This window comes from Methylocaldum sp. (assembly GCF_035627495.1).
GTDB lineage: Bacteria > Pseudomonadota > Gammaproteobacteria > Methylococcales > Methylococcaceae > Methylocaldum.
This window is the reverse complement of the sequence record NZ_DASPLO010000081.1, coordinates 1-23,822: the sequence shown is the minus strand read 5'-3', so window position 1 is coordinate 23,822 and position 23,822 is coordinate 1. Positions and strand designations below refer to the sequence as shown.

Below are 23,822 nucleotides of genomic sequence, written 5' to 3'. Positions count from 1 at the left end.
TAGGCAAGAACGAGGAGTTTGCGCATGGCGGCACAGGCGATGACTTTGCCGTTCTTGCCTTGCGCTTTGAGGCGCTCACAAAAGGCCCGGATCAGCGGATTGTGGCGCCAGGCGACCAGAGCCGGCAAATAGAGGGCTTTGCGGAGCAAGGCATCGCCGGTCTTCGACAGGCGGGTGTGGCCTTTCCACTTCCCGGACTGGCGCTCTTTGGGCGAGAGGCCGGCGAAGGCCGCGACACAGCGGGCATTGTCGAAGCGCTGACTGTCGCCCAAGGCGGCCAGCAGGACGGCGATCGTGGCCTCGCCCAGACCGGGAATCGTGTCGAGCAGATCGCGCCGGGATTTGAGGACCGGATCGTGGTCGATGTGCTCGCGGATGCGGCTTCGGGTGGCGGCGATCTCGGCTTCAAGGGTGGCGAGCAGGGTTTCGATGGAGGTGCGCACGGCCGGGTCCGCCCCGTCCAGCCGATTGCGCTCCATCTGCCGCATCTCTAGGAGGTTCTCAAGTCGGCGCACCAAGGCGTGCAACTGGCGCACCGCCAATGCGGGGGGTTGCCAGAGCGGAGGTCTTTGACCATGACAGAAGCGGGCGATCAGCTTGGCATCGCTCTGATCGGTTTTGGTGCGGCTTAGTTCCGCTTGGCCGAAGGCATGGATCTGTGCGGGGTTGACCACACTGACCGTCACCCCAGCCTCGGCCAAATCCGTCGCGAGGGCTTCGCCATAACGGCCGGTCGCCTCGCGGCAGACGTGGGGGGACGGGAAGGCTTGAAGCCCCGCCCGAAATGCCGTGAACCCTTCGGGGGTATTGCGGAAGACTTTGGTTTTGTACTGGCCATCGCGCAGCGCGGCGGCATCGAATTTGGCTTTGGCGATGTCGATCCCGATGGGGGTAAATGTCATGGGGTCTCCTGTGAGTGTGTTCTGGAGGTCAAGGTTCTGATCGATCGGAGCCGCCCGCCGGGTTCAGCCTTATCCATCCAGGGTGCTGCCCACGGCAGCCCTACGATACCGTTCGAACTCGATGGCGAGAAGGGGAGTCGGGTGACCATCTACGTAACAGGTTTTACGCCCAAGGCGGGGTCCGTCTTGCCCGGCTCCCGGCCCGAGGATCAGTCGGGGATTCTGCCTCTTGTCGAGAACAGAATCGAGATATAAGGCGGGGTTACTGTCGCCGAATCATTTCCCGCACCACAGCCCTAAAAGGGCCGCTGCGGGAAAGGCGCAGCGGGCCAAGAAGCCGACAATACGACAGCCAGTAAACCGACGACAGAGGATAAAGCAGCTCCCCGGCCGTATGGTTGATAAAGCTAATCAGGCCGAGCGGTCATACCGTAGCGGAGAGCCGCAGCAAGCCTTTAGGCTGCAAGGAGGATCGGCCGGGAGAAGATGTGCATAACGATAAACAGCCGAAGAACGATTAGCGCCGATCCAACTGCAGGGTGTTTTGGTCATCGGCGGAACGCTCCGAATGCGCCGCCTCGGGAGGCTTGGGCTTCAAAGTCATTTTGGCGATGCCCGTCCACGATGCCATGAACAGCAGCAATGCGATCGAACTGGCCGTCAGGCGATCCGGATGCTTCATCCAGAACAGAATCCATTTCGGCTTAATCATACCGATGATGAAAATCAAAATTGAAACAGCCACCAGGCTCTTGAGGAAGATCAGCATAAGACTCTCCAAATAATATTGGTTTGGCACCGGATTTTTCCGGAGAAAATTCAGCCGGAAACCGGCCTTGGACAGCGCTTGCGCGCGCAACGTTCGCGATTAAACAACAATTTATTGGGTGAAACCAGACCGTTTGCCGGGAACGGCTACGCCCCTTCGACAAGGCTCAGGACAGGCTTATCCCGGCCTACCTCAGGACTCTTTAAGTCGGTGTGTAGCGTGTAGGCTCGGAATGAGCCTGTCTAAGCTCAGCCGAAGGGCGATGGCGATTCATACGGCACCCGCGCTCACCCAGTCTCATCACGAGCAGCGATCTTACGATCGTCGAACTAAGGCCTCGCCATCGAAGGAAATTCCCGGCCACCCGCAGCTCATGAAGGTTCTGATGTTCTTGTGGCTCTCGCCGCTCGGGTTCGATAACACGTCGGCGTAATGTTCGCCGAACAGCGCCAAGGTCTCTTTCTCGGATAGCCCGTGCAGCCGGCCGAAATAGAAGATCTTGCAGGAACCCTCGTTGCAGCCCGGTTCGTTGATGACCCGGTCATCGTCCGAACCGTTGAGAAACCGAGTCGGCCGGTAGTCGTAATATTGCCCGATGGCGTCGATGGTTTCTTTGAAGGCGACCGGCCGGCCTTCTTTGATTTTGGCGATGAACGTTTCTAACGATGTACTCATATGGCGATAAAGAAAATAAAGTCCTATTTGATCATCCTTGCCCAGACGGCGACGAGATTTGCGCAGATACGCCGCCCAACAAGATTAACGAGCAAGCATCGGCTCCAGCTTGTCCCAAACCTGCCGGAACAAGATCGCCTGAGCCTCGCGGTTGGGATGCAGGCCGTCCGCCTGCATCAGATGGTCTTGGCCGCCGACGCCTTCCAGAAGAAACGGCACAAACGCCGTGTCGTGAGTCTCGGCGACCCGCTGGAAGACATTCCGAAAGAGGTCGGCGTAACGCCTGCCGTAGTTCGGCGGTATTTTCATTCCGAGCAGCAATACCTTGGCGCCGGCGGCCTTGGAACGAACGATCATTTCGCCCAGATTGGCCTCCAACTGCTTGGGCGTAAGCCCGCGCAACCCGTCATTGGCGCCGAGCTCAAGAATCACGACGGCCGGCCGGTGCCGGCTCAACAGCCCGTCGATGCGGGCAAGGCCGCCGGCGCTCGTTTCGCCGGAAATGCTGGCGTTCATCACCTCGATGCCGTGCGGTCGCGCCGCTTCCTGCAACATAGCCACCCAGCCGTGGTCTATCTTTTCCAAACCGTACCCGGCACTGATACTATCGCCGAGGACAAGAACGGTTTTCGCATGAATCAGGCCCGGCAGCACGAGCAAAATGAAGGATAATAATAGGTTTCGCATAACGCAGAAGCAGATTGGAGCGTCGGAAGATATCGCCGAAGAATTCATCGTTCGAACGGAGAATCTCGGCAAACACGTCGCAACGGCAGACGGTCGGCTGGATATATTGACAGCAGTCGACCTCTCGATCAAACCGGGAGAAACGCTAGCCATCGTAGGCACCTCGGGATCGGGCAAATCGACCTTGCTCGGCCTCCTGGCCGGACTTGACCTGCCCTCGTCGGGCCGTGTCTGGCTCGCCGGATCGTGCCTCACGGACTTGAACGAAGACGGCCGGGCGGCGCTCCGGAGCGAGTACGTCGGCTTCGTATTCCAGTCGTTCCAGCTTCTCCCCAACTTGACCGCACTGGAGAACGTCATGTTGCCCGTAGAACTGGCCGGCGCGGGCGACGAGGCCCGCCGCCGCAGTCTTGCCATGCTCGACCGCGTCGGCCTGAATCACCGGTTCAAGCACTACCCGCGACAGCTTTCGGGCGGCGAACAGCAGCGCGTGGCGCTGGCGCGGGCCTTCGTCACCGAGCCGAAAATCCTGTTCGCCGACGAACCCACCGGCAATCTGGACAGCAATACCGGCCGGACCATCATCGAATTGCTGTTCGAACTGAACCGCGAGAAAGGCACCACGCTGGTTCTGGTCACCCACGACGAGACCCTGGCCTCCCGCTGCGAGCGCGTGATCCGGCTGGATGGCGGCCGAATCGTGTCGCAATAATCCTGAAGCACACTCGTTCCGGTTCCTCAGCGCCGTTTGCCGGGAACGCAATGCCTGTCCTGAGCGAAGCCGAAGGCCTTATCCTGGCCGATTGCCCAGCAATTCCAACAAGACGTCGATGTCCACCGGCTTGACCAGATGATGGTCGAAGCCGGCTTCACGCGAGCGCTGCCGATCTTCTTCCTGCCCATAACCGGAAATTGCAATCAAGCGCATCCGCGCGAGCCGCGGGTCCTCCCGCAGCCGGCGGGCTACTTCATACCCATCCATCTGCGGCATGCCGATGTCCAGCAGCACGGCATCGGGCGTTCGCTCCTTGACCCGATCGAGGGCCGTTTTTCCGTCGTAGGCCGCCTCAACCTGGTAACCGTACGCTTCGAGCAATGACGACAAGGAATCCGCCGAAGACGCATTGTCGTCGACCACCAACACATATTGCTCGGACGTGGGTGAGCTTTGAACGCTTTCGCTGCGCTCTTGGACGGAAGGAGGCGATTCCATCTTCGGCAAACGGATCACGAATTCGCTACCGTGGCCGGGTCCTTCGCTGAAAACCTCCACGCTGCCGCCATGCAACTCCACAAGCTTTTTGACCAGCGACAGACCGATCCCCAAACCTCCCCGCGAACGCGCCAGCGACCGGTCTTCCTGCGTGAAGGGCTCAAAAATGCGCGGCAAAAGCTCGGCGGAAATACCCGTTCCATTGTCTCGAACCCGCACCGCGGCTTCGTCGGCCCCGGTCTCGACAACTACCTCGATCTCTCCCTCGACTTCGGTGAATTTGGCGGCGTTGTGGATCAAATTGCCGATAACCTGTACGCACCGCGTGCTATCGCCATGCACCCAAACCGGCTCGGGCGGAATACGGACCTTCAGTCTATGCCGGCGATCCTCGATCAAGGCCTGATTGGCTTCGACCGCCTGGGACACAATGGTCCTTAAGTCAATCGTCGCATTTTCCAGCACGATCTTTCCCTGCGTGACCCGCGCGACATCCAACAAGTCGTCCAGCAGGTGCGCGAGGTGCGACGCCTGCTCCTTGATGACCCGGCAGGTCCAATCATGCAGGTCTTGGCAGCCCTGTGGCTTGCGTTTCATCAACTCGGTCGCATTGACGATGGCCGCAAGGGGATTGCGGAGTTCGTGGGCCAGCATCGCCATGAACTCGTCCTTGTGCCGATCCGCCTCCGCCAGTTCGTGCATCCGTTGCAGCAGCTCGGCCTCCAGGCGCTTCCGCTCGGCGACTTCCGCCTCCAACTGCCGGTTGGCTTCTTGCAGAGCGGCCGTCCGTTCCGAAACCTTTTGTTCAAGCTGCTGCCGGGATTGGTGCAACGCCGTTCGGGCCAGCAAGCGCTCGCTGATATCGGTCAGCACCGTCCGGCACAACACGCTGTGCTGCGTATTCTGGGTCGATATGGTGTGGATTTCCACCGGAAGCTGCCAGTCGTCGTTTCCGACGAGACGGAGCTCCGTCGTGACACTCCGGAGCTCGCATTTGCTTCGCGATAGATGATCCAGAAACCTTTTTTGATCCGCCTTGGCGACGAAATGGACAAAGGGAAGCCCCACCAGGTAATGGCGCTCCCGTGCCAGCATGCCGGCGGCGGTCAGATTGATCTCCCTGATCACCCCATGGCTATCCAAGGTCAAATAACCGGCGGGAGCAAAATCGAAAAGATCGGCATAGCGGTCGCGGGATTCCTCGATCGCTGCCTGGGCTTCCCGCAGATTCTGATTTTGGATTTCCAATTCCATCCGATAAACCTGAAGCTCGTGGAGTAGTTGTTGTTGCCGGGTCCGCTCTTGATCATCCACGGGCGCCTGCATCTCAAGCTTTGTCTCGAGCTCGGCTTCGGCTTTCTCTCTGAGCGTGATCTTATCTGTCTCGTTCGACATCATGTCGCCTCATCAGCATGCTCTTATGCGCTCCGAACCCGCCCCTCCAGAAACCTACCGGTAAGGTGGGTCACAACTCTATCACAGCCGTAGCGGCATAGTGGAATCCGCCGAACCACCCGACCATCCGGCAGGGCCGATGCCGTATAAAGTGCGGCGCTTAGAGTGCTATCTCAATAGGCCAACCCTTCGACAGACTCAGGGCGAAAGGCCTACTGAGATAGGCGCTTGTTCCGATCTACACGCGGCTTTACCCCTATCCCAACCTTCCTCCTAGAAGGGGGAAGAAATATATAGGCCGACCCTCGCCCCAATCCTTCGTTCCTCACCCGATCTGGCGGCCACTCTCTTCAGCAACATGTAGGCCGGGATAAGCCTGTCCTGAGCCTTGTCGAAGGGGCGGTAGCCGTTCCCGGCATTCCTGCTAGTAGCGGTCCGACAGCAGCCGATCGGGCTCCTTTGATGGCAACGTGTTTTTGGGCTGCAACTCATCCTGTGGTTTGTCCGTGCGTCTCTCCGTCATGACTGTTCAAAAATGAAATTGTCCTAGCCTTGCTCACCAATGCCGAAAAGGCATACTCCGATTTTCACGGATTTACAAACGGGCCTAAGCTGTCTATGGTGATTAGATGCTAATTCTGCGGAAACGGCAGACAAGCCAGCCGGAAGAACGCCATGGACAATCAAGCCAGCGGACCGATGCCCTTCATCGTCAACGATTGCGCCCTGTTAGCCATCGCGACCGGTAAGCGGGCGCAAAATCTGAAGGAACTGCGTGATCACTTGCTGACCATCCATCCGGGCAGCATTTACTTTCATTTCTGGGGCAACCTGCTCCAACCCCGCTTCGACGAGCCCGAATACAACAACGACTTCGCCGCCTGGTCGATGCGCGGGCTGCATGATAAAGCGCTCGCCGAACGGCTGAGCGTGGTGGATCCCAACAGCTATGGAACGCTCGACGAGTTGCGCCAGGAACTGATCGATGTCATCGAGCAACGGCTCGATGAACGGGAGGTTTTGGCGTGGGCGCAACCGGATCAGCAGTTCGAGTTTATCCGGGCGCTCACCGTCGTTTTTCGCACCGATCTCCAGTTCTTCACCCCGGAAAAGCTGGCCGGCCGCATCAATCAGATGTCCGTAAGCAGCATTTTCTATCATTTCATCGACGCCAAGAGGCGCAACGAGAACCGGCTCGACGACTTCCGCAACTGGCTAGTTTCTTTTGAAGGACGTTACGAAGGGCTCAGTCAAAGTCTGGCGCAGGTGGACCCCTACTTCACCTCGTTGACCGATCTCCGCGAGGAATTGGCTGATATCTTCTCCAGCTGCCTGTGCGAGATGGGTCATGGCTAACTTACTGGAGTCTTATGCCGAGGTCGTCGGCCAGGACGTCATCGATCAGTTGCACCAGTTGGCGGGAACATTGCGGGACAAACGGGTGGTGCACGTCAATTCGACCCGAGTCGGCGGCGGCGTGGCCGAAATTCTGGAAAAGCACGTACCTTTGACGCGCGAACTCGGGATCGAAACCCATTGGGAGGTGATCACCGGCAACTCGATGTTTTATCAGTGCACCAAGAGTTTTCACAATGGGCTCCAGGGCAAAATGGTGAATATGCCCGCCGACTGGCTGAGAAACTTCGAGGAGACCAACGCCTTCAACGCCGAACAGTTGCGCCCGATCCTGAGCGATGCGGATATCGTTTTCATTCACGACCCGCAACCCGCCCCGCTGCTGAGGTATATTCCGGAACGCAAAGGCAAGTGGATCTGGCGCTGCCATATCGACATCAACCGGCCGAACCGGGTGATCTGGCGCTATCTCCGAGGCTTCGTCGCCGGCTATGACGCCAGCATTTTCTCCCTCGCCCAATTTGCCCAGCCGCTGCCCCATACGCAATATCTGATCCCGCCCAGCATCGATCCCTTAAGTGATAAAAATGTGGACTTGCCGGAAGACGAGATCGAGGGCATCTGCGAGCGGTTCGGAATCGACCGGGAGCGCCCGGTAATCCTTCAGGTATCGCGCTTCGACCGCTTCAAGGACCCGGCGGGCGTGATCGAGGCTTACCGGATCGCCAAGCATTTCCTCCCGGAGATTCAGTTGGTCCTGGCCGGAGGCACCGCCACCGACGACCCCGAGGGAGATGCCGTCCTCGCCGAAGTGCGGCAGGCGGCGGGCAACGATCCCGACGTACACATCCTGCTCCTGCCGCCCGATGCCCACCGTACCATCAATGCGCTGCAGCGGACTGCCGATCTGATCGTGCAGAAATCCTTGCGCGAGGGGTTCGGCCTGACCGTGACCGAAGCCTTATGGAAGGGCAAGCCGGTCATCGGCGGGGATACCGGCGGCATTCGGCTGCAGGTGATCGATCACCACACCGGCTTTTTGGTCAATACGCCCGAAGGCGCCGCGCTGCGTATCCGCTATCTGCTCCACGACCGGCACAAGATCGAGGAAATGGGCCATAAAGCGCGGCAGTTCGTGCGCGACAATTTCCTGATCACCCGCCACCTCCGCGAATATCTGACGCTGATGGTAAGCCTGCTGTACACCACCGGGGAACGCATCGAGCTGGCGGGAGGGATCCGGGTCAGGGGACAGTAATCGGCGCTGTTTGCCGGGAACGCGGACCCGTTTGAAGGGCCAGCGTTTCCGGCGGCTGAGTTCGCCGTAGCAACCGATTCGATGGTGAAGAGTCGCTGACGCGACGGTTGTTTTGAATGTGGGTTCTCGGACCCACGGCCGAGGTCCTTTTCTTTGCTTGTCCAAAGAAAAGGACCCAAAAGAAAAGACACCCGGATAGCGCGCTGATCCTGCGCGTCGCCTCCTTGAGCCGGGGACGACAAAAGGCACCTCCGTGTGCCTTTGTCGCCGCGCGGCGTCGTGCCGCGCCCCTTCGGGCGGTTCCGGCTCAAGGCGTCGATGCTCGGGCGCGCCATACGGGGTAAGAGAAAATCCATACATCGAATGAAAGTGTTTTGACTCCCGTTTGCCGCGCCGAGCACCGCAGCTTTCGGCTGGAATAGCCCTAGGGGCGAGGAAAGGATTCCGCGCGTCGCCAGAGGGGCATGGAAGCCTCTTCTGGTGACCCCGGTCGAAAGCGAGGAGCACAGGATCCAAGCGGCAATCGGGCGGCGTTTCTTTTGGATACTTTTCTTTGGCCGCACAAAGAAAAGTATCTCGCCTGCGGGGCGAGACCCGCATTCAAGCAACCGTCGCGCCAGCGATTCCTTATCGAATCGGTTGGCAAAGAGAACTCAGTCGTTTGCCGGGAACGCTTCGCTTATCCCAGCCTACACCTAATTCACAAACGCATTGGCCGAAAGGCCCCTCTAAATCAGGACGATGATTCGAAAACACAGCATGCCATTCGGCACGGAAATTACGGAAGACGGCGTGCACTTCAGACTCTGGGCGCCGCAAACGAAGCACGTGGACTTGATCCTCGAAAAGGACAACCGGGAACGGCGTTTGCCGATGCAGGGGCTAGCAGGCGGCTGGTTCGAGCTGGTGACGGCGGAAGCTTCGGCCGACAGCTATTACCGGTTTCGGCTGGACGAGGGACTGGCCGTTCCCGATCCCGCCTCGCGTTTCAACCCGTTCGACGTGCATGGTGCCAGCCAGGTCATCGATCCGGTCGATTTCCATTGGACCGACGAGCACTGGGCCGGAAGACCTTGGGAAGAGGCCGTGATCTACGAACTGCACGTCGGCGCGTTCACGCAGGAAGGAAGCTTTCGGGCACTGCAAGGCAAGCTGGATTACCTAATCTCTCTGGGTGTCACGGCGATCGAGCTCCTGCCGGTGGCGGATTTCCCCGGCCGCTGGAATTGGGGTTACGACGGCGTGCTGCTGTTCGCGCCGGATTCGAGCTACGGAACCCCGGACGATCTGAAGGAACTCATCCAGACCGCCCATCGCAAGAGACTCATGGTGTTTCTCGATGTGGTCTACAACCACTTCGGACCGGAAGGCAACTACCTGTACGTCTATGCGAAGCCGTTCTTCAGCGATCGGCATCGGACGCCCTGGGGCAACGCGATCAACTACGACGGCGAGAACTGCCGCACCGTGCGCGACTTCGTCATCCACAACGCCCTTTACTGGCTGGAAGAGTATCACCTGGACGGGCTGCGGCTCGATGCGGTTCACGCCATCGCCGACGACTCGCGCCCCGACATCCTCGACGAATTGGCGGAGCGGATACGCGCCGGCCCCGGAAGCAAGCGGCACGTCCACCTCATACTCGAAAACGACAACAACGCCGCGCATTATCTCGCTCGAGACGCCGACGGCTCGCCCCACCGGTACGACGCGCAATGGAACGATGACCTGCACCATGCGCTGCACCTCCTGTTGACGGGCGAGACGGACGGCTATTACGCCGACTATGCCGATGTGCCCCTGAAACACTTGGGACGCGCTCTGAGCGAAGGCTTCGCCTATCAAGGGGAAGTTTCACCGTATCACCAAGGCCTGCGGCGCGGCGAAATCAGCCGCGATCTTCCGCCCACCGCGTTCGTCCCTTTTCTGCAAAATCACGATCAGGTCGGCAACCGGGCCTTCGGCGAACGCCTCTCCGATCTCGCCGAAACCCGCCCCCTTAGAGCCGCGGTAACGCTGTTGCTGCTGGCACCCTCCCCGCCCTTGCTGTTCATGGGCGAGGAATTCGCTTGTCCGACGCCGTTCCAGTATTTCTGCGATTTCGGGTCGGAGCTGGCCCAAGCCGTTACGGAAGGTCGGCGCAACGAATTCGCCCGCTTCGAACGATTCGCCGCCCCCGAACTCAGACAACGGATTCCCGATCCTTCGGAGCCCTCGACCTTTTTCAACTCGAAATTGGACTGGGCCGCATTGGAGACACCGGAACACCGGGAATGGCGATCGTTCTATCAATCGTTATTGACGCTGCGCCGCCGCGAAATCATCCCGCGTCTGAAGAAAATACGCGCCGGCCGGTCGCAGTATGAAGTCGTGGGCAGACAAGGGCTCAAGGTCACCTGGCCTATGGATGACGGCGGTGCCTTGATCCTGTTATCGAATCTCAGTGATGGAATTCTGCCGGACTTGGAGCCTCCAATCGCAAACGGTCATCCTGGGAGCACCAGGACGACCCTTCCTCCCGGCCCGCCATTGGCCGTCAGCGACCCAGCTATTGCCGATGACTTGGCATCGGGCCGGCTGCCGGCCTGGTCCACCGCCTGGTTCCTCACAAGAGCCGGAGATGGCTGATGCCCGTCGTTAAAGCGATCGACCAGTTGTGCAGCCTCTGCGGCATTGAGACGGAGTTCGTCGATGCCCGGGGCGAGACCGTCCGCATCTCCACCGACACCAAGCGCGAGCTCTTGGCGGCCATGGGTATCGATGCCTGCGACGAAGCGCATCTGCCGTCGATCATGAACGAACTGGAACACGGGGATTGGCTTCGGATTCTGCCGCCGGTCAAGGTCGTGGGTGCGGATGAGGATTCCCGCGTCATCGCCTGCACCGTGCCGCGTCAGCTTGATCATGTCCTCATGACGTGGTCCTTGGAGCTCGACGACGGCGCGCGCTGGGACGGAGATTTTTGCCCGGCCGAGCGGCCCCTGATCGGCGAGCTGAAGATCCAGGGTCAGAGCTACCGGCGCTTCGCCTTCACTCTGCCGGCCCAGCTTCCCTTGGGCTATCACCGCTTGACGGTGGAGTACGCCGAAAAAAACCTGAAGGGAGCCATGAGCTTCATCGTAACGCCCGAGCGCTGCTATCTCCCGCCGGTTCTGCAAGAAAAACGAAAGATTTGGGGATTGTCGCTGTCCCTTTATGCGGTACGCTCGCAGCGGAACTGGGGGATCGGCGATTTCACCGATCTCAAGAGCCTGGTCGACTATGCCGTCGAACATGAGGCGGCGATGATCCGGGTGAATCCGCTCCATGCGCTGAAGGTGTTAAAACCGGAAGTCTGTAATGGCTATGAACCGTCGAGCCGAGCCTTCTACAACGTTCTCTACCTGGACGTGGAAGCGATCCCCGACTTCGCCGAATCCGAAACGGTACAGCAGACTGTTGCAGACCCGGAGTTCCAGGCTCACCTTCGAGCCTTGCGCGCCGAGGAACTGATCGACTGCCCGGAGGTAGCGGCGGTAAAGCTCGGCATCTTGGAGTCGCTGTTCGCGCATTTCCGGGACAAGCATTTGCAGAAGCCCACCGAACGCGGCAAGGCCTTTCGCGCCTATCAGTCGGCGCGTGGTCCCGCGCTTTACTATCAATCGCTGTTCGACGCGCTGTGCGAGCGCTTTTCCCGGAAAGACGCCGGGTACTCGGCCTGGACCGATTGGCCGCCGGAATTCAGGGACCCATCGTCTCCCGAGGTGCAAAGCTTCGCGGCGGAGAATGCGGCCAGGCTTGATTATTACGCCTACCTCTACTGGCAGGCGGAACAGCAAATGCAATCGGCCGGAGACCGCGCCGCGGAACTCGGCCTGAGCATCGGCTTGTGCCAGGAATTCGTGTTCAACGCCGCCGCGGACGGCGCCGAAGTTTGGTCGCAGCAAGCACTCTGCGCTTCCGGAGTCCGGCTCGGCTCGCCGCCGACCGAGGCACGTCCCGACGGCGAACTCTCGACAGTCTCGCCCTTCATGCCGTCGGCATTGCGGGAAGCGGCTTACCGGCCGTTCATCGCCGGCCTGCGGCAGAATATGCGGCATACCGGCGCTTTGCTGGTGCACAATGTGACCGATCTGATCCGGCAGTATTGGGTTCCGGCCGGCGGGAGTCCCGAGGACGGCAGCTATGTGGCCTTTCCCTTCGAGGATCTCTTGGGCATTCTTGCCCTGGAAAGCCACCGCAACCGCTGCCTGGTGCTGGCGACTGACGACGAAACGCTTCCGGCCGAAATCATCGGGCCGCTGGAACGGGCGGGCGTCGTTCCCTGCGAATCGCTATTCTCGTACTGGAAGAACGAACGGCCCCTGTCCGCGAGGGAATACCCGCCCGAATCGGCCATAACCACCGCCGAAATCGACGAGCCGCCGCTTCGAGGATTCTGGCTCGGGCGCGATTTGGACGAACGCAAGGCGTTGAAGCTGTTCGCCTCGGAGGATTCCCGTCACGAAGCCATCGTGGCCCGTGCCGTCGCCCGGGTTCGCCTGCTCGTCGCGCTGGAACGAGAAGGCTTGCTGCCGCCCGACATCAACATCCATCCGATCTCCGTGCCGGACATGACGCCGGAACTGGTGCGCGCGGTTTATCTCCTGCTGTCCCGAACCCCGGCCGAAATCGTGCTCCTTCGATTGGAGGATGCGCTCGGACAGGCCGACCAGCTCGTACTTCCCGGCGCGCCTCCCGATTTTCCGGACCGACGGCGAAAGCTGCCGCTGGAGTTCGAGCAATGGCGCAAGGAAGATACCGTCACGGCCTTGCTGCAGGCCTTGGCCGAAAGCCGCAGCGCGATTCCGAAAACCCACCCCAAGGGCAAGCCCGCGGCGGCCACGGGCATCCGCTTCTCCATTCCGCGCGCCACCTATCGGCTGCAGTTCAACCGCAATTTCACCTTTCGCCAAGCGACCGATATCTTGTCCTATCTCCAGGACCTCGGCATCAGCCATTGCTATGCGTCTCCGTACCTCAAAGCGAGGCCGGGCAGCACCCACGGCTACGACATCGTCGATCACGGCGAATTGAACCCCGAAATCGGCAGCCGCGACGACTTCGAGCATTTCGTGGCCGAGCTTTCGCGGCGCGGCATGGGGCAGATCCTGGATCTGGTGCCCAACCACATGGGCGTCATGGGCAGCGACAACATCTGGTGGCTGGACGTGCTCGAAAACGGGGCGGCCTCGGATTATGCCGATTTCTTCGACATCGACTGGTCGCCGGTCAAGGACTACTTACGCGGGAAAGTCCTGCTGCCCACCTTGGGATTGCCGTACGGAACCGCGCTGGAGAGCGGCGAACTCCAATTGACCTTCGACGCCAAGGAAGGGTCCTTCTCCGTCTACTACGGGCCTCATCGATTCCCGATCGATCCGAGGGAATACCCGCATATTCTCGGCTACCGGCTCGATCAGCTGAAAACCGCGGTAAGCCCGGATGATCCTCAACTTGCAGAGTTTCAGAGCCTGATCACGGCTTTCGGCCACCTGCCCGGCCGGTGGCAAACCGGCAAGGACAAACGCAGCGAACGCAACCGGGATAAGGAAATCCACAAACAGCATCTGGCGCGGCTGTGCGCGGCCAGCCAGGACGTCTCGCAGTTCATCGCCAAGAATGTCAGCGAGTTCAACGGCACGCCCGGCGTTCCGGCGAGCTTCGACCGGCTGCACGAACTCCTTGAAGCCCAGGCCTACCGGCTGGCCTATTGGCGGGTCGCGGCCGACGAGATCAACTACCGCCGCTTCTTCGACACGAACGACCTGGCGGCCTTGTCCATCGAAAACGATGCGGTCTTCGAGGCCACCCATCGGTTCATCCTGGACCTTATCGCCCAGGGAAAGCTGCAGGGGCTCAGGATCGATCACCCGGACGGACTCTACGATCCGGAAGCCTACTGCCGGACGCTGCAGGATCGCGTGCTGGCGCTGACCCGCTCCGAACCCGCTGAATCCGAGAGCCAACCAGCGGCCGGTTCGGACGGTCAGGCGTTCTATATCGTGGTCGAAAAGATCCTCGCCCTGAACGAACACCTCCCTAGCCAATGGCCGACGCACGGCACGACCGGCTACGACTTTGCCAATGTCGTCAACGGCCTTTTCATCTGGCCCGACGCCGAGCAGCTGCTGGATGCCTTCTACCGGTCCTTCTGCGCCTTTCCCGTCGATTTCGATGAATTGCTTTATCAATCGAAGCGCCTGATTCTGAAGGTCGCGCTTTCGAGCGAGCTCACAGTGCTCGCCAACCGGCTGAGCCGGATCGCGGAGAACGACCGCCGCACCCGGGATTACAGCTTGAATAGCCTGCGGGACGCGCTGCGGGAAATCATCGCCTGTTTCCCGGTCTATCGAACCTACGTAACCGGCCGGAGTGTGTCGGAGACCGACCGGAACTATATCGAGCTCGCAGTCGATCAAGCCAAGAAACGTAGCTTGGTGGGAGATCTCACGATCTTCGACTTTGTCCGGGACGAACTGCTGATCCTTCAAGCGGAGGGCAAAAGCGACCGCTACCGGGAGCAGGTCGTTTCCTTTGCGATGAAATTTCAGCAGCTGACCGGCCCGGCCATGGCGAAAGGCATGGAAGACACGGCGTTCTATCGTTACAACCGGTTCGTCTCCTTGAACGAAGTGGGCGGCGATCCCCGGCATTTCGGCGTTTCCCTCGCCGATTTTCACCGCCGCAACGAAGAACGCAGCCGATCCTGGCCCCATGCTCTCTTGAGCACCTCGACCCACGACACCAAGCGCTCGGAGGACGTGAGGGCCCGCATCAATGTGTTGTCGGAGATTCCCGATGAATGGATAGCGCGGGTACGGCACTGGAGCGAGCTCAACCGGGAGAAGAAAAGTATCGTCGACGGCGCGCCGGCCCCGTCGAGAAACGATGAATACCTGATCTATCAGACCTTGATCGGAACCTGGCCGTTAGGGGCGCTGAACCGTGAAGGTTTGGGCGACTACACACAAAGGCTGGAAGCCTACATGGTCAAGGCGATGCGAGAAGCCAAGCTGTTTAGCAGCTGGCTGAACCCGAACCTGGCTTACGAACAGGCGGTTTCTGATTTCCTGCTGCAACTCACAACACCCGCCGATCAGGACGAATTCGTCCGTGACTTTTTCGATTTTCAGTCGAGCATCGCCCGCGCCGGTTTGCACAACAGCCTGGCCCAGCTGCTGCTAAAGCTCACTGTTCCCGGCGTGCCGGATCTCTATCAGGGAAACGAGCTCTGGGATTTCAGCCTGGTCGACCCGGATAACCGGCGGCCGGTGGATTACCAATTGCGGCAAGCCCTATTGGAGAACATCAAAGCCTGGGATGGCTTGAGCGCTCCGGAGCTCGCGCCACGACTCGGCGAGATGCAAGATGAACCGGCCGACGGACGCATCAAGCTGTACGTGACCCGGGAAACTCTCCGCTTGCGGCAGCAGGACCCGGATCTGTTCCGCCGCGGCGGCTATCATCCGCTGGCAGCCGAGGGCAAAAAGGCCGAGCACCTGTGCGCGTTTCTCCGTCGCTTCGGCTCGCGTACGGTGCTGGTTGCGGTGCCCCGCTGGATACGGCGGCTCGGGAACGATGCCGTATCGGCGCCGCTTGACGATAGGAGAATCTGGGACGATACCCGGCTGTTGCTGCCGCCCGCCGTCGCCGGCACCTATTTGCACTGCTTCACCCGGGAACATCTAACGCTGAACGGTACAGGCCCGCTGATGGCAGCGGAATTGTTTTCCGGCTTTCCGCTGGCTTTGTTGATTAAGGTGGACTAGGCCATTCAGTCCTCCGGACCATGGGTATTTACACAAGTTTTCGAACCCGGAAACACCGTTTCCGGGTTGTATTAAATCCCGTTTGCCGCGCCGAGCACCGCAGCTTTCGGCCGGAATAGCCCTTTAGGATTCCGCGCGTCGCCAGAGGGGCATGGAGGCCCCTTCTGGCGCCCCCGGCCGAAAGCGAGGAGCACAGGATCCAAGCGGCAACCGGGCGGCCTTTCTTTTGGATACTTTTCTTTGGCCGTCCAAAGAAAAGTATCTCGCCCGTGGGTGCGAGAACCCACAATCAAACAAAGCCTCGCGCAGCGATTCCTTCTTTGATCGAGTTGCGTGGATACCTATGGGTCGGGGGGAAGAACCAAAAAGAGAAGGATTTCTCAGCCATTCGACAGGAGTTCGTAATGCGATCACTCGGATACAAGCCCCTCAAACACGCTCGCAAGAGCTTCCTTCCGTCTCTGGCTGCAGCCCTGCTGATACTTTTCACGGGCTGCACCGACCGCCGGGTCGTGGAGCTGCCTGCCATCTCGCCCACCGAGACGCAGCGGCATCAACCGGGCCGCTTCGTCTGGCACGATCTCGTGACCGACGATTTGCCCGCCGCCAAGCGATTTTACGGAAATCTATTCGGATGGCGGTTCACTGATTTTACCTCCGGCAATTTCGACTACTCGGTGGCCTGGAACCACGGACGCCCGATCTCCGGTCTCGTGGCGAAAGACACCGAACCGCCGCACCCGGTCAGTCAGTGGCTCAGCCTGCTTTCAGTCGAGGATGTCGATCGCGCCGCGCGGCTGGCCGAGCAATCCGGCGGAACCGTGCCGCTGATGCCGGTCAACGCGCCGGAACGGGGGCGCTTTGCCGTTATCCGCGATCCGGATGGCGCCCCGCTGACCGTAATCCGCACCCGTTGGGGCGACCCGGAGGCCATCGAGCCCGAGGAAGGCGACTGGTTTTGGAACGAACTGTGGACCGAGGATATCGACAGGGCGGCACGGTTCTATCGTGAACTAGCGGGGTATCGACTCGACGTAATGCCGCACGACAGCGATCACGAAGCGTATCGAATATTCAAGCGCGACGGGGTTCCGCGGGCCGGCGCCGCCAAGCACCCCCTGACGGGCGGACAGCCGACATGGATGCCCTATGTCCGAGTCGCGGATCTCGCCGGAACTGTTTCCCGCGCGGAAAGTCTTGGAGGTAAGGTGCTTATCGCTCCGCGACCCGATATCCGCTCCGGAACGGTCACCGTGATAGCCGATCCGTCCGGGGCGACATTCGGCATTCAGCAGATACCGCCTTCGAAATGAAGCAGCAGGCTCGACTATGAAAACAGCTAAAAGGCTGATCTCCCCGATTATCGGACTGGTCGTCGTCATCCCGTTGCTCAGCGCTTGCAGCAGCGTGAGGCCTTACGCCGGCATAGGGATCTCCGGACCCGGCGTCAGATACGGCCCGGTTCATGTGCGTACCGGCGTGAGCATAGGGTTTCCGCTGAGATAAGGGTCCGATTCGGCAAGCGCCACTGAAAAGGGCTGAGGAGTGACTCGGACCCTAGGTTCCTTGTTCGCAAGGAGAGTACCGAGATGAGCGAAATAGGACATCTTTTGGCTCGTCCTGAACAGGTAAAACTAAAGAAGTCCGCCCCCACCGGCCTACAGCAGCTTAGGCTCAATTCCACGCGTAACGGATACTTCTATATTCCCGCCAGCTACCGGATCGAGCGCATGCTTCCGCTCGTGTTGATGTTTCATGGAGCGGGCGGTAACTCCCAGCACGGTTTAGCGCCGCTCTTGAATTTGGCCGATCCCTGCGGTTTGATCTTGGTGGCCCCCGCCTCGAGATCGTTTACCTGGGATGTGATCATCGACGAGTACGGCGCAGACATTACCTATATCGATAAAGCGTTGACGCACGTGTTTGCCCATTACGCGGTCGATCCGTTGCGAATCGCGGTCGGCGGGTTTTCGGACGGCGCGTCCTATGCGCTCTCCTTGGGAGTCATGAATGGCGATCTGTTCAGCCACATTCTCGCGTTTTCGCCCGGCTTCGTGGCCTCCGCGGTGCAGCGCGGAAATCCGCGCGTGTTCATTTCCCATGGCACGAATGACACCGTATTGCCGATCGACAAATGCAGCCGTCGCATCGTGCCGCAGCTAAGGCGCGCGGGGTATGAGGTCTCATACCGGGAATTCGAGGGCGGCCACAACGTTCCCATCGATATCGCTCGGGAGGCGGCCCATTGGTTTGCCGGGAAGAGGGCGCCCCATTGACGGCGGCCAATTCGCCGTCAGAAATAGAAATGGAGCCCGGTCCCGAAATACTCGATGTGCCTTTCGAAAAATTGTCCGTTCGGCGAGCGGCCGTTGAAGTATTCGAATAGCCACTGCAATCGCCGTCCCGCCAACCATTCGCTACGGAACTCGACACCGGCCCGCGCCGAATAGCTGGCGTTCCAATCGGTCTCCTCGGCAGCTTGAACGTCGAGTGCCGCCACCGGATACAGGAGTTCGGTAAATAGCGGATATGGACTGGTCAACTCGAATCCGCCTTGAGCAAACCAAGGTTTGAGATCGCTCGGATCGGTCCGGAACAGCCCGCCCCCACCCCCGTAGACACGCAAAACGTCGCCGAAATTCCAGGAGAGCAGGAGATCGGCGGCCTCGAACGAGAGATTGATGCGGTTGACCCGGTTGCGCAGCAGAAACTCGTCGCCCAGATGCGAGCTTTGGTGGAGAACGCGCGCCTGCGCCGAGAACGGCCCGGACCTAACGCTCGCCGGCAGGGCTACGAAGAAATCGGAGTTCACCAGATCGGTAGAACTGGCGTTCAGGTTGAAGATCGAAAATACCCCGGCCTGCAATCCTACCTGCCACTTGGCGCCCAATCCCTCCCATCCGAAAAACGGAAAAGTGGCACCGAAGTTCGCGGAACCTACCGTGTTCAACTCGTCATCGTTTTGGTAGAACTGCACGGAGGCGGAAAAACGCGGCCATCTCGGATCGGCAATCAAGGATTCGAAAACCTTGGTCGACGGAAGCCAGCCCGTATAGCGCTCTAGTTTCTCAGAAGGCAAAGCCGATGGCGTCTCGGCAACCGGTTCCCGAGCCGCGATCAACGCGCTGCCGGGTTTCCCCACTTCGACCTGCAATCCTTCGATGGTTCGCAAAGCGTCGGCAACCGTTTGCGGGTTCTGCCCTTTGAGCCGAGCGGGGTCCAGCACCAGCCGTCCATTTTCGACCCTGGGTTTCACATCGCGTAAACCGAAGCGCATGTCGAGTACGGCCGAAGCGTAGCCCTCGAGGAAGCGGTCATTCTGCGGGGTGACCGGCTGAGCGAGGGAAGGGATAAGAAGACATAGGGAAAAAACCAATCCATAGCTCGAACGCATGGCGCGACTCCTAAAATCCTTATCGGATGCCGCGCGATCTTAGACTGAAGACAAGCCTCAGGCAATGTCGGGAATCACCCGGCCGTTGCGCCGATTACCGCGTTTGAGAAAAGGATTTATATCTGCCGATCACCCCGAATCTCTTGAAAGTCCCGGCCGAGACCCCATTGTTTATTTAGCCAATCGAAAAGGAGGTATGACATGTTCGCCAGTTTCATCCAGTTCGAGAACAGCCTGTTCGACGATTTCAGACGCATGGAACGGGAGATGGACGATCTGTTCGGCCGTTGGCCTTGGCCGACCGGGATCAGATCCGCCGTGCGAGGCAGTTTTCCACCCGTGAACGTCGGCGCCACACCCGACAAGGTGAATGTTTACCTGTTTACCCCGGGCGTCGATCCCAAGACTCTGGATATCTCCATTCAACAGAACGTACTAACCGTTTCCGGCGAGCGCGGGTTACCGAAGAATGAAAATGCCAACTACTACCGTCAGGAGCGCTTCAACGGCGAATTCCGCCGCGCGATCGCGCTGCCGGAAGATGTGGATCCGGATCGGGTCGAAGCCCGCTGCGAGAACGGCATTTTGCATGTCACGGTGCAGCGGCGCGAAGCCGTCAAGCCACGGCAGATCGAAATCAAATGAGTAAAAGGAGGAAATTATGGCTGCAACACAAGACGTTACAACCAGGCAATCCGCCGACGTCCCGAGTCAATGGTCCGAGCGCCAGGCCGTGCTGAATCCGCCGGTGGATATCTGCGAGGATGCCGAAGGCATCACGCTGGTGGCGGATATGCCGGGTGTATCGAGAGATAGACTCAACATAGAAGTCGATAAAAACACCCTGCTTATCGAGGGTGACGCGCATTTCGACATGCCCGAGGGCATCCAAGCGCTGTATGCGGACATCCATTCGACGCGGTACCGCCGGAGTTTCGCGCTTAGCCCGGAGCTGGAATCGAACAACATCGACGCCACACTTAAAGACGGCGTGCTTACTCTGCGGATTCCCAAGCGGGCGGAATTGCGTCCGCGCAAGATCGAGGTCCGAGTGAATTAGCCGGACCGCATTGAGCCCTTTGGCGGCCTCATGCTATGGCCCGGTACCGGGAAGTGCCGGGCCCTGGTTATATCGGTGCGCTTGATTGAACCGATGGATGTACAATCGATTGCAAATAAGGCAAGAAACAATAAGGCATATGCCATTCTTGAAAGGCAGATTGAGTGACCTCGCACCCCTTCAATAGAAGAAGGACTGCAGGCCGTAAACGGGCCGTCGCCGACGATTCCCGCTTGCAGGAAGGCGTGCTTGTCCTTTGGAACGATGACAAAGGCTTCGGATTCGTGCGCCCGTCCATGGGCGGCGATGACTATTTCGTCCATATCAGTGTGATCGAGGAAGGCACGAGCCGGCGTCCGCAAGTCGGAGACACCATTTTCTATAACGTGGCGACCGATGTCCCCGGCAGGAGACGCCTTTCCTACGCCGCGATAAAAGGGGCCGATGTCACAGAGAAAAAACCGACCGAAGGTATTCTGACCACCCCTCGCTCGCCGTTTCTCTGGACCTTGATCGGAGTGCCCATTCTCCTGTCGTGCTATTTGGTCTGGCGGACGCACAACCCGATTCCGTTGTTTTCGTATGTTTTTCTAAGCGTTCTGGCCATCTTGCTTTATGGGCTCGATAAACAGCACGCGATAACCGGTCAATGGCGCATACCGGAAATTTACATGCACATAGTGGAGCTTATGGGAGGCTGGCCGGGAGTGCTCCTGGCGCAGAACGATTTCCGCCACAAAATACGGAAGTCTCGTTACCGGAGAATACTGTGGGGCATCATCGCCTTCCACGGATTGGCGTGGGCGGCGTTTCTTGTTTTTGATTTCCTGAAAGCCGCATAGCTGTCGCAAAGATCGCAGGGAGAACGGCCGGATCCAGCCCGGTTTATCGAGAGTCTCACGAACGATTGCTTTTCGAGGCTAGGGATGAGGATTCTCCGAAATCTTTCGCGCTCGCGAGTCCCTCGGAAACCGGTAACCGCACCACGAACTCGCTGCCTTTTCCGGGTCCCTCGCTGCTGGCTTCAACGTATCCTCCATGTAATTCCACGAGTTTTTGGACGATGGTCAAACCGATACCAAGACCGCCTTGCGAGCGGTCGATGGTGCGCTCGGCTTGAGTGAACAGATCAAAAAGCTTCGGCAACAGATGGGCCGGAATACCCTCGCCGGTATCACGCACACGAATAACCGCCTGACCATGTTCATGCGTAACGGTCAGCCCGACTCTACCGCCCGGGGGCGTGTACTTGGCCGCATTATTCAGTAAATTGGAGACCACCTGCGCCAAGCGTACGGGATCTCCTTGAAGCCGTAGCGATTCCTCGGGTAGCGAGACCGTAAGCTCGTGCTGACGGGCTTCGATCAACGGCCGGCTGGTTTCAAGCGCCTGCTCGACAACGGCGGCGATGTCTACGGAACTGTTGTGCAGCGTGATTTTGCCCCTGATGATGCGCGAAACGTCGAGTAGGTCGTCCACCAACCGGGTCAAATGGCTGGTTTGGCGATCAACGACATCGCGCGCCCAAGCCAGTTTGGGATCGGGCACACTGATTTTTCGCATCACCTGAACCGCGTTTCGGATCGGGGCCAAAGGATTTCTGAGCTCATGGCCCAGCATGGCCAGGAACTCGTCCTTGCGACTATCGGCATCACGGAGGCTGTCTTCAACCCGCTTGCGCTCTTGAATCTCCAATTCAAGCTGGCGGTTAAGCTGCATTAACTCTTGGGTGCGCTGCGCCACCCTCTCTTCCAGATTTGCGTTCAGGTGCCGGATTTTCTCCTCGGCCGCCTTGCGTTCTTGTATCTCATTGATCAATCGGCGATTGGTCTCCTCCAGCTCCTCCGGACTCGGCAAGGCGAGAGCCTGAGGAATCAGCGGCCATAGCACAATGGCCGTGGCCATCGAAACCAGAGCAGTGAGCAATTTAACGCCGCCTTGGACGCCGTAGATCGGCTGCCAAATCGTCCATGCCCCCATCAGGTGAGTCGTACCACAGGCGAGGATAAACGCGCCGAAGAGCACGAAAATATGGCGAAAGCGGAGATTCCGGCGCCGCAGTACGAAGTAGATCAAGGCGCCGGGAATGGAATAATAGGCCAATGCCGTCATGATGTCCGAAAAGACATGCAGGTAAAGCAAGGAGGGACGCCAAAGCAGGCAATATCCATGGGGCATGAGCCCATCAGTCGTAACAAGTGTTTGCACACTATCCCACATGGTTCGTATCTCGCTGAATGTACCTATAAATCTATTCCGAAGGCGATCGGAAGTCCGTCAATAATCGGAGCTGATGGCCAACGGGGATAGGCTTCAAGTGGGGGAGCTTAAATCGAGTCGATCGGATGTGCGCCTCCAGACAGCCAATAAGCCGGATTGCAGCGAAGGCTAAGCTAAGCCGGCTAGTTATCGATAGGCGCCGAAAGGAGACAATCACCGAGCGTCTATAGATGCTCAAATCTTGTCTAAGTTCCCACGCCCGCCTTGTTTCGTGTTCTACGGCCGGCAAACTACCGCTGTTACGACTCTGCCAAGCGTTATGCAGCAAGGATCGTAGAACCAACGACCATCAGGCGTTCAACAATCTTAGGAAGGCAAAGTGATGATACCGCGATCGGTGAGGTTCGCGAAGCTTACCCAGCCCTGTGGGAAATACGGGGGGAGCTGGCTCCAGATAATCCATGCACGAACTGACCGCGTATCGAACTAAGCAGGACTTCGGCTCATTTACAACTAGCCGGCCCACAGATGTGATCCGCTCTTTAATCCGTGGCGTCCTGTGCCCGTAAATACCATTCTGCCCGAAAACGAGCGATCGTCGGCATCGGGTAAGCACCTATCGTAGCCCATTAATCCCACGCGCAATCACGTCCGAACGTGCGCCCCATACGCCGGATTTGAAGTGCTGATTACCCTGCCATCTTTTGCAATTCCAAGCTACTAAGAGGACCAAGAAACTCATGATGCAACCGTGTGTTTCCGATCATTTATACTCAAAGCTTCGCATTGAATTTCCATCATCTTTATCAGAATCCAAGGTTTTTGCAGTGAAAACAATCAAGATGAACTTACAATCGAGCCGACATACCATGGGCGGCATATAACCGGATTTAGCAATAACTTTATCTGAGCCATCAAAAAACAGAAGCCATGCAGAAACAACTCGCACGGAAAGTGGATAGCTGTCAGGTCCCGTGTGATTCTTTACCAAGAAGGAGCTATGCTCTCTTCGAGGCACGGAGTGTCCTCCGTGAAGTTTTTGGTTCATCCGGTTGAGACTCATCACGATGCAGATTCAACTTCACAAGAACGCCAGCACCACC

Annotated in this window: 19 protein-coding genes; 11 read left to right on the top strand and 8 right to left on the bottom strand. The window is 58.9% G+C overall.

Annotation, left to right across the window (positions count from 1 at the left end):
* From VEB01_RS07170 to VEB01_RS07155, 4 genes are all read right to left on the bottom strand, one after another.
* On the bottom strand, nucleotides 1-902 hold a 902-nt coding region (locus VEB01_RS07170; protein ID WP_324874091.1), incomplete at its 3' end, for an IS110 family RNA-guided transposase.
* Between the two features lie 517 nt (nucleotides 903-1,419).
* Complete coding sequence (locus VEB01_RS07165) at nucleotides 1,420-1,701, bottom strand: hypothetical protein (protein WP_324874089.1); 282 nt, start codon at nucleotides 1,699-1,701, stop codon at nucleotides 1,420-1,422.
* 285 nt (nucleotides 1,702-1,986) lie between these two features.
* Nucleotides 1,987-2,346 carry a HopJ type III effector protein gene (locus VEB01_RS07160; protein WP_324874087.1) on the bottom strand — a complete coding sequence of 120 codons (360 nt, stop codon included), beginning with the start codon at nucleotides 2,344-2,346 and terminating at the stop codon, nucleotides 1,987-1,989.
* Between the two features lie 84 nt (nucleotides 2,347-2,430).
* A complete protein-coding gene (locus VEB01_RS07155) occupies nucleotides 2,431-3,033 on the bottom strand; it encodes an arylesterase (protein WP_324874085.1) in 603 nt (200 codons plus the stop codon).
* Between VEB01_RS07155 and VEB01_RS07150 the strand changes: the two genes are divergently transcribed.
* Entirely contained in the window at nucleotides 3,008-3,745 is a 738-nt protein-coding gene (locus tag VEB01_RS07150) for an ABC transporter ATP-binding protein (protein WP_324874083.1), read from the top strand. The two genes, VEB01_RS07155 and VEB01_RS07150, sit on opposite strands and share 26 nt — an antisense overlap.
* 78 nt (nucleotides 3,746-3,823) lie before the next feature.
* On the opposite strand, the gene VEB01_RS07145 is transcribed toward VEB01_RS07150, so the two are convergent.
* A complete protein-coding gene (locus VEB01_RS07145; RefSeq protein ID WP_324874082.1) occupies nucleotides 3,824-5,644 on the bottom strand; it encodes a hybrid sensor histidine kinase/response regulator in 1,821 nt (606 codons plus the stop codon).
* A 672-nt stretch (nucleotides 5,645-6,316) separates the two neighbouring features.
* On the opposite strand from VEB01_RS07145, the gene VEB01_RS07140 reads away from it, so the two are divergent.
* From VEB01_RS07140 to VEB01_RS07110, 7 genes are all read left to right on the top strand, one after another.
* Nucleotides 6,317-6,997, top strand: coding sequence for a DUF5752 family protein (locus VEB01_RS07140; protein ID WP_324874080.1), 681 nt, complete (start codon nucleotides 6,317-6,319; stop codon nucleotides 6,995-6,997).
* Nucleotides 6,990-8,255 (top strand): glycosyltransferase, encoded by a 1,266-nt coding sequence (locus tag VEB01_RS07135; RefSeq protein ID WP_324874078.1) that lies wholly within the window; start codon nucleotides 6,990-6,992, stop codon nucleotides 8,253-8,255. Before VEB01_RS07140 ends, VEB01_RS07135 begins: the two co-directional genes overlap by 8 nt.
* Before the next feature lie 759 nt (nucleotides 8,256-9,014).
* Nucleotides 9,015-10,883 (top strand): malto-oligosyltrehalose trehalohydrolase, encoded by a 1,869-nt coding sequence (gene treZ, locus VEB01_RS07130; RefSeq protein ID WP_324874076.1) that lies wholly within the window; start codon nucleotides 9,015-9,017, stop codon nucleotides 10,881-10,883.
* Nucleotides 10,883-16,045 carry a malto-oligosyltrehalose synthase gene (treY, locus tag VEB01_RS07125; RefSeq protein ID WP_324874074.1) on the top strand — a complete coding sequence of 1,721 codons (5,163 nt, stop codon included), beginning with the start codon at nucleotides 10,883-10,885 and terminating at the stop codon, nucleotides 16,043-16,045. Before treZ ends, treY begins: the two co-directional genes overlap by 1 nt.
* Before the next feature lie 404 nt (nucleotides 16,046-16,449).
* On the top strand, nucleotides 16,450-17,358 hold the full coding sequence (locus tag VEB01_RS07120; protein ID WP_324874072.1) for a VOC family protein: 909 nt from the start codon (nucleotides 16,450-16,452) through the stop codon (nucleotides 17,356-17,358).
* Nucleotides 17,359-17,374: 16 nt separating this feature from the next.
* Entirely contained in the window at nucleotides 17,375-17,551 is a 177-nt protein-coding gene (locus VEB01_RS07115) for a hypothetical protein (RefSeq protein ID WP_324874070.1), read from the top strand.
* A gap of 83 nt (nucleotides 17,552-17,634) precedes the next feature.
* A complete protein-coding gene (locus tag VEB01_RS07110; RefSeq protein WP_324874068.1) occupies nucleotides 17,635-18,321 on the top strand; it encodes an alpha/beta hydrolase in 687 nt (228 codons plus the stop codon).
* Between the two features lie 17 nt (nucleotides 18,322-18,338).
* Here the strand turns inward: VEB01_RS07110 and VEB01_RS07105 are convergent, their stop codons facing one another.
* The gene (locus VEB01_RS07105) at nucleotides 18,339-19,439 is read right to left on the bottom strand and encodes a DUF1207 domain-containing protein (RefSeq protein ID WP_324874066.1); all 1,101 of its coding nucleotides are present in this window, start codon (nucleotides 19,437-19,439) and stop codon (nucleotides 18,339-18,341) included.
* A gap of 201 nt (nucleotides 19,440-19,640) precedes the next feature.
* On the opposite strand from VEB01_RS07105, the gene VEB01_RS07100 reads away from it, so the two are divergent.
* From VEB01_RS07100 to VEB01_RS07090, 3 genes are all read left to right on the top strand, one after another.
* Entirely contained in the window at nucleotides 19,641-20,084 is a 444-nt protein-coding gene (locus VEB01_RS07100) for an Hsp20/alpha crystallin family protein (RefSeq protein WP_324874065.1), read from the top strand.
* 16 nt (nucleotides 20,085-20,100) lie between these two features.
* Complete coding sequence (locus tag VEB01_RS07095; RefSeq protein ID WP_324874063.1) at nucleotides 20,101-20,499, top strand: Hsp20/alpha crystallin family protein; 399 nt, start codon at nucleotides 20,101-20,103, stop codon at nucleotides 20,497-20,499.
* A 164-nt stretch (nucleotides 20,500-20,663) separates the two neighbouring features.
* Nucleotides 20,664-21,341 (top strand): DUF1294 domain-containing protein, encoded by a 678-nt coding sequence (locus tag VEB01_RS07090; RefSeq protein WP_324874061.1) that lies wholly within the window; start codon nucleotides 20,664-20,666, stop codon nucleotides 21,339-21,341.
* Between the two features lie 55 nt (nucleotides 21,342-21,396).
* Here VEB01_RS07090 and VEB01_RS07085 read toward each other — a convergent pair whose 3' ends face one another.
* Nucleotides 21,397-22,719: a HAMP domain-containing sensor histidine kinase gene (locus tag VEB01_RS07085; protein WP_324874059.1), complete on the bottom strand. Its 1,323-nt coding sequence runs from the start codon at nucleotides 22,717-22,719 to the stop codon at nucleotides 21,397-21,399.
* Nucleotides 22,720-23,482: 763 nt separating this feature from the next.
* Nucleotides 23,483-23,767 (bottom strand): hypothetical protein, encoded by a 285-nt coding sequence (locus VEB01_RS07080; RefSeq protein WP_324874057.1) that lies wholly within the window; start codon nucleotides 23,765-23,767, stop codon nucleotides 23,483-23,485.
* Nucleotides 23,768-23,822: the final 55 nt, after the last annotated feature.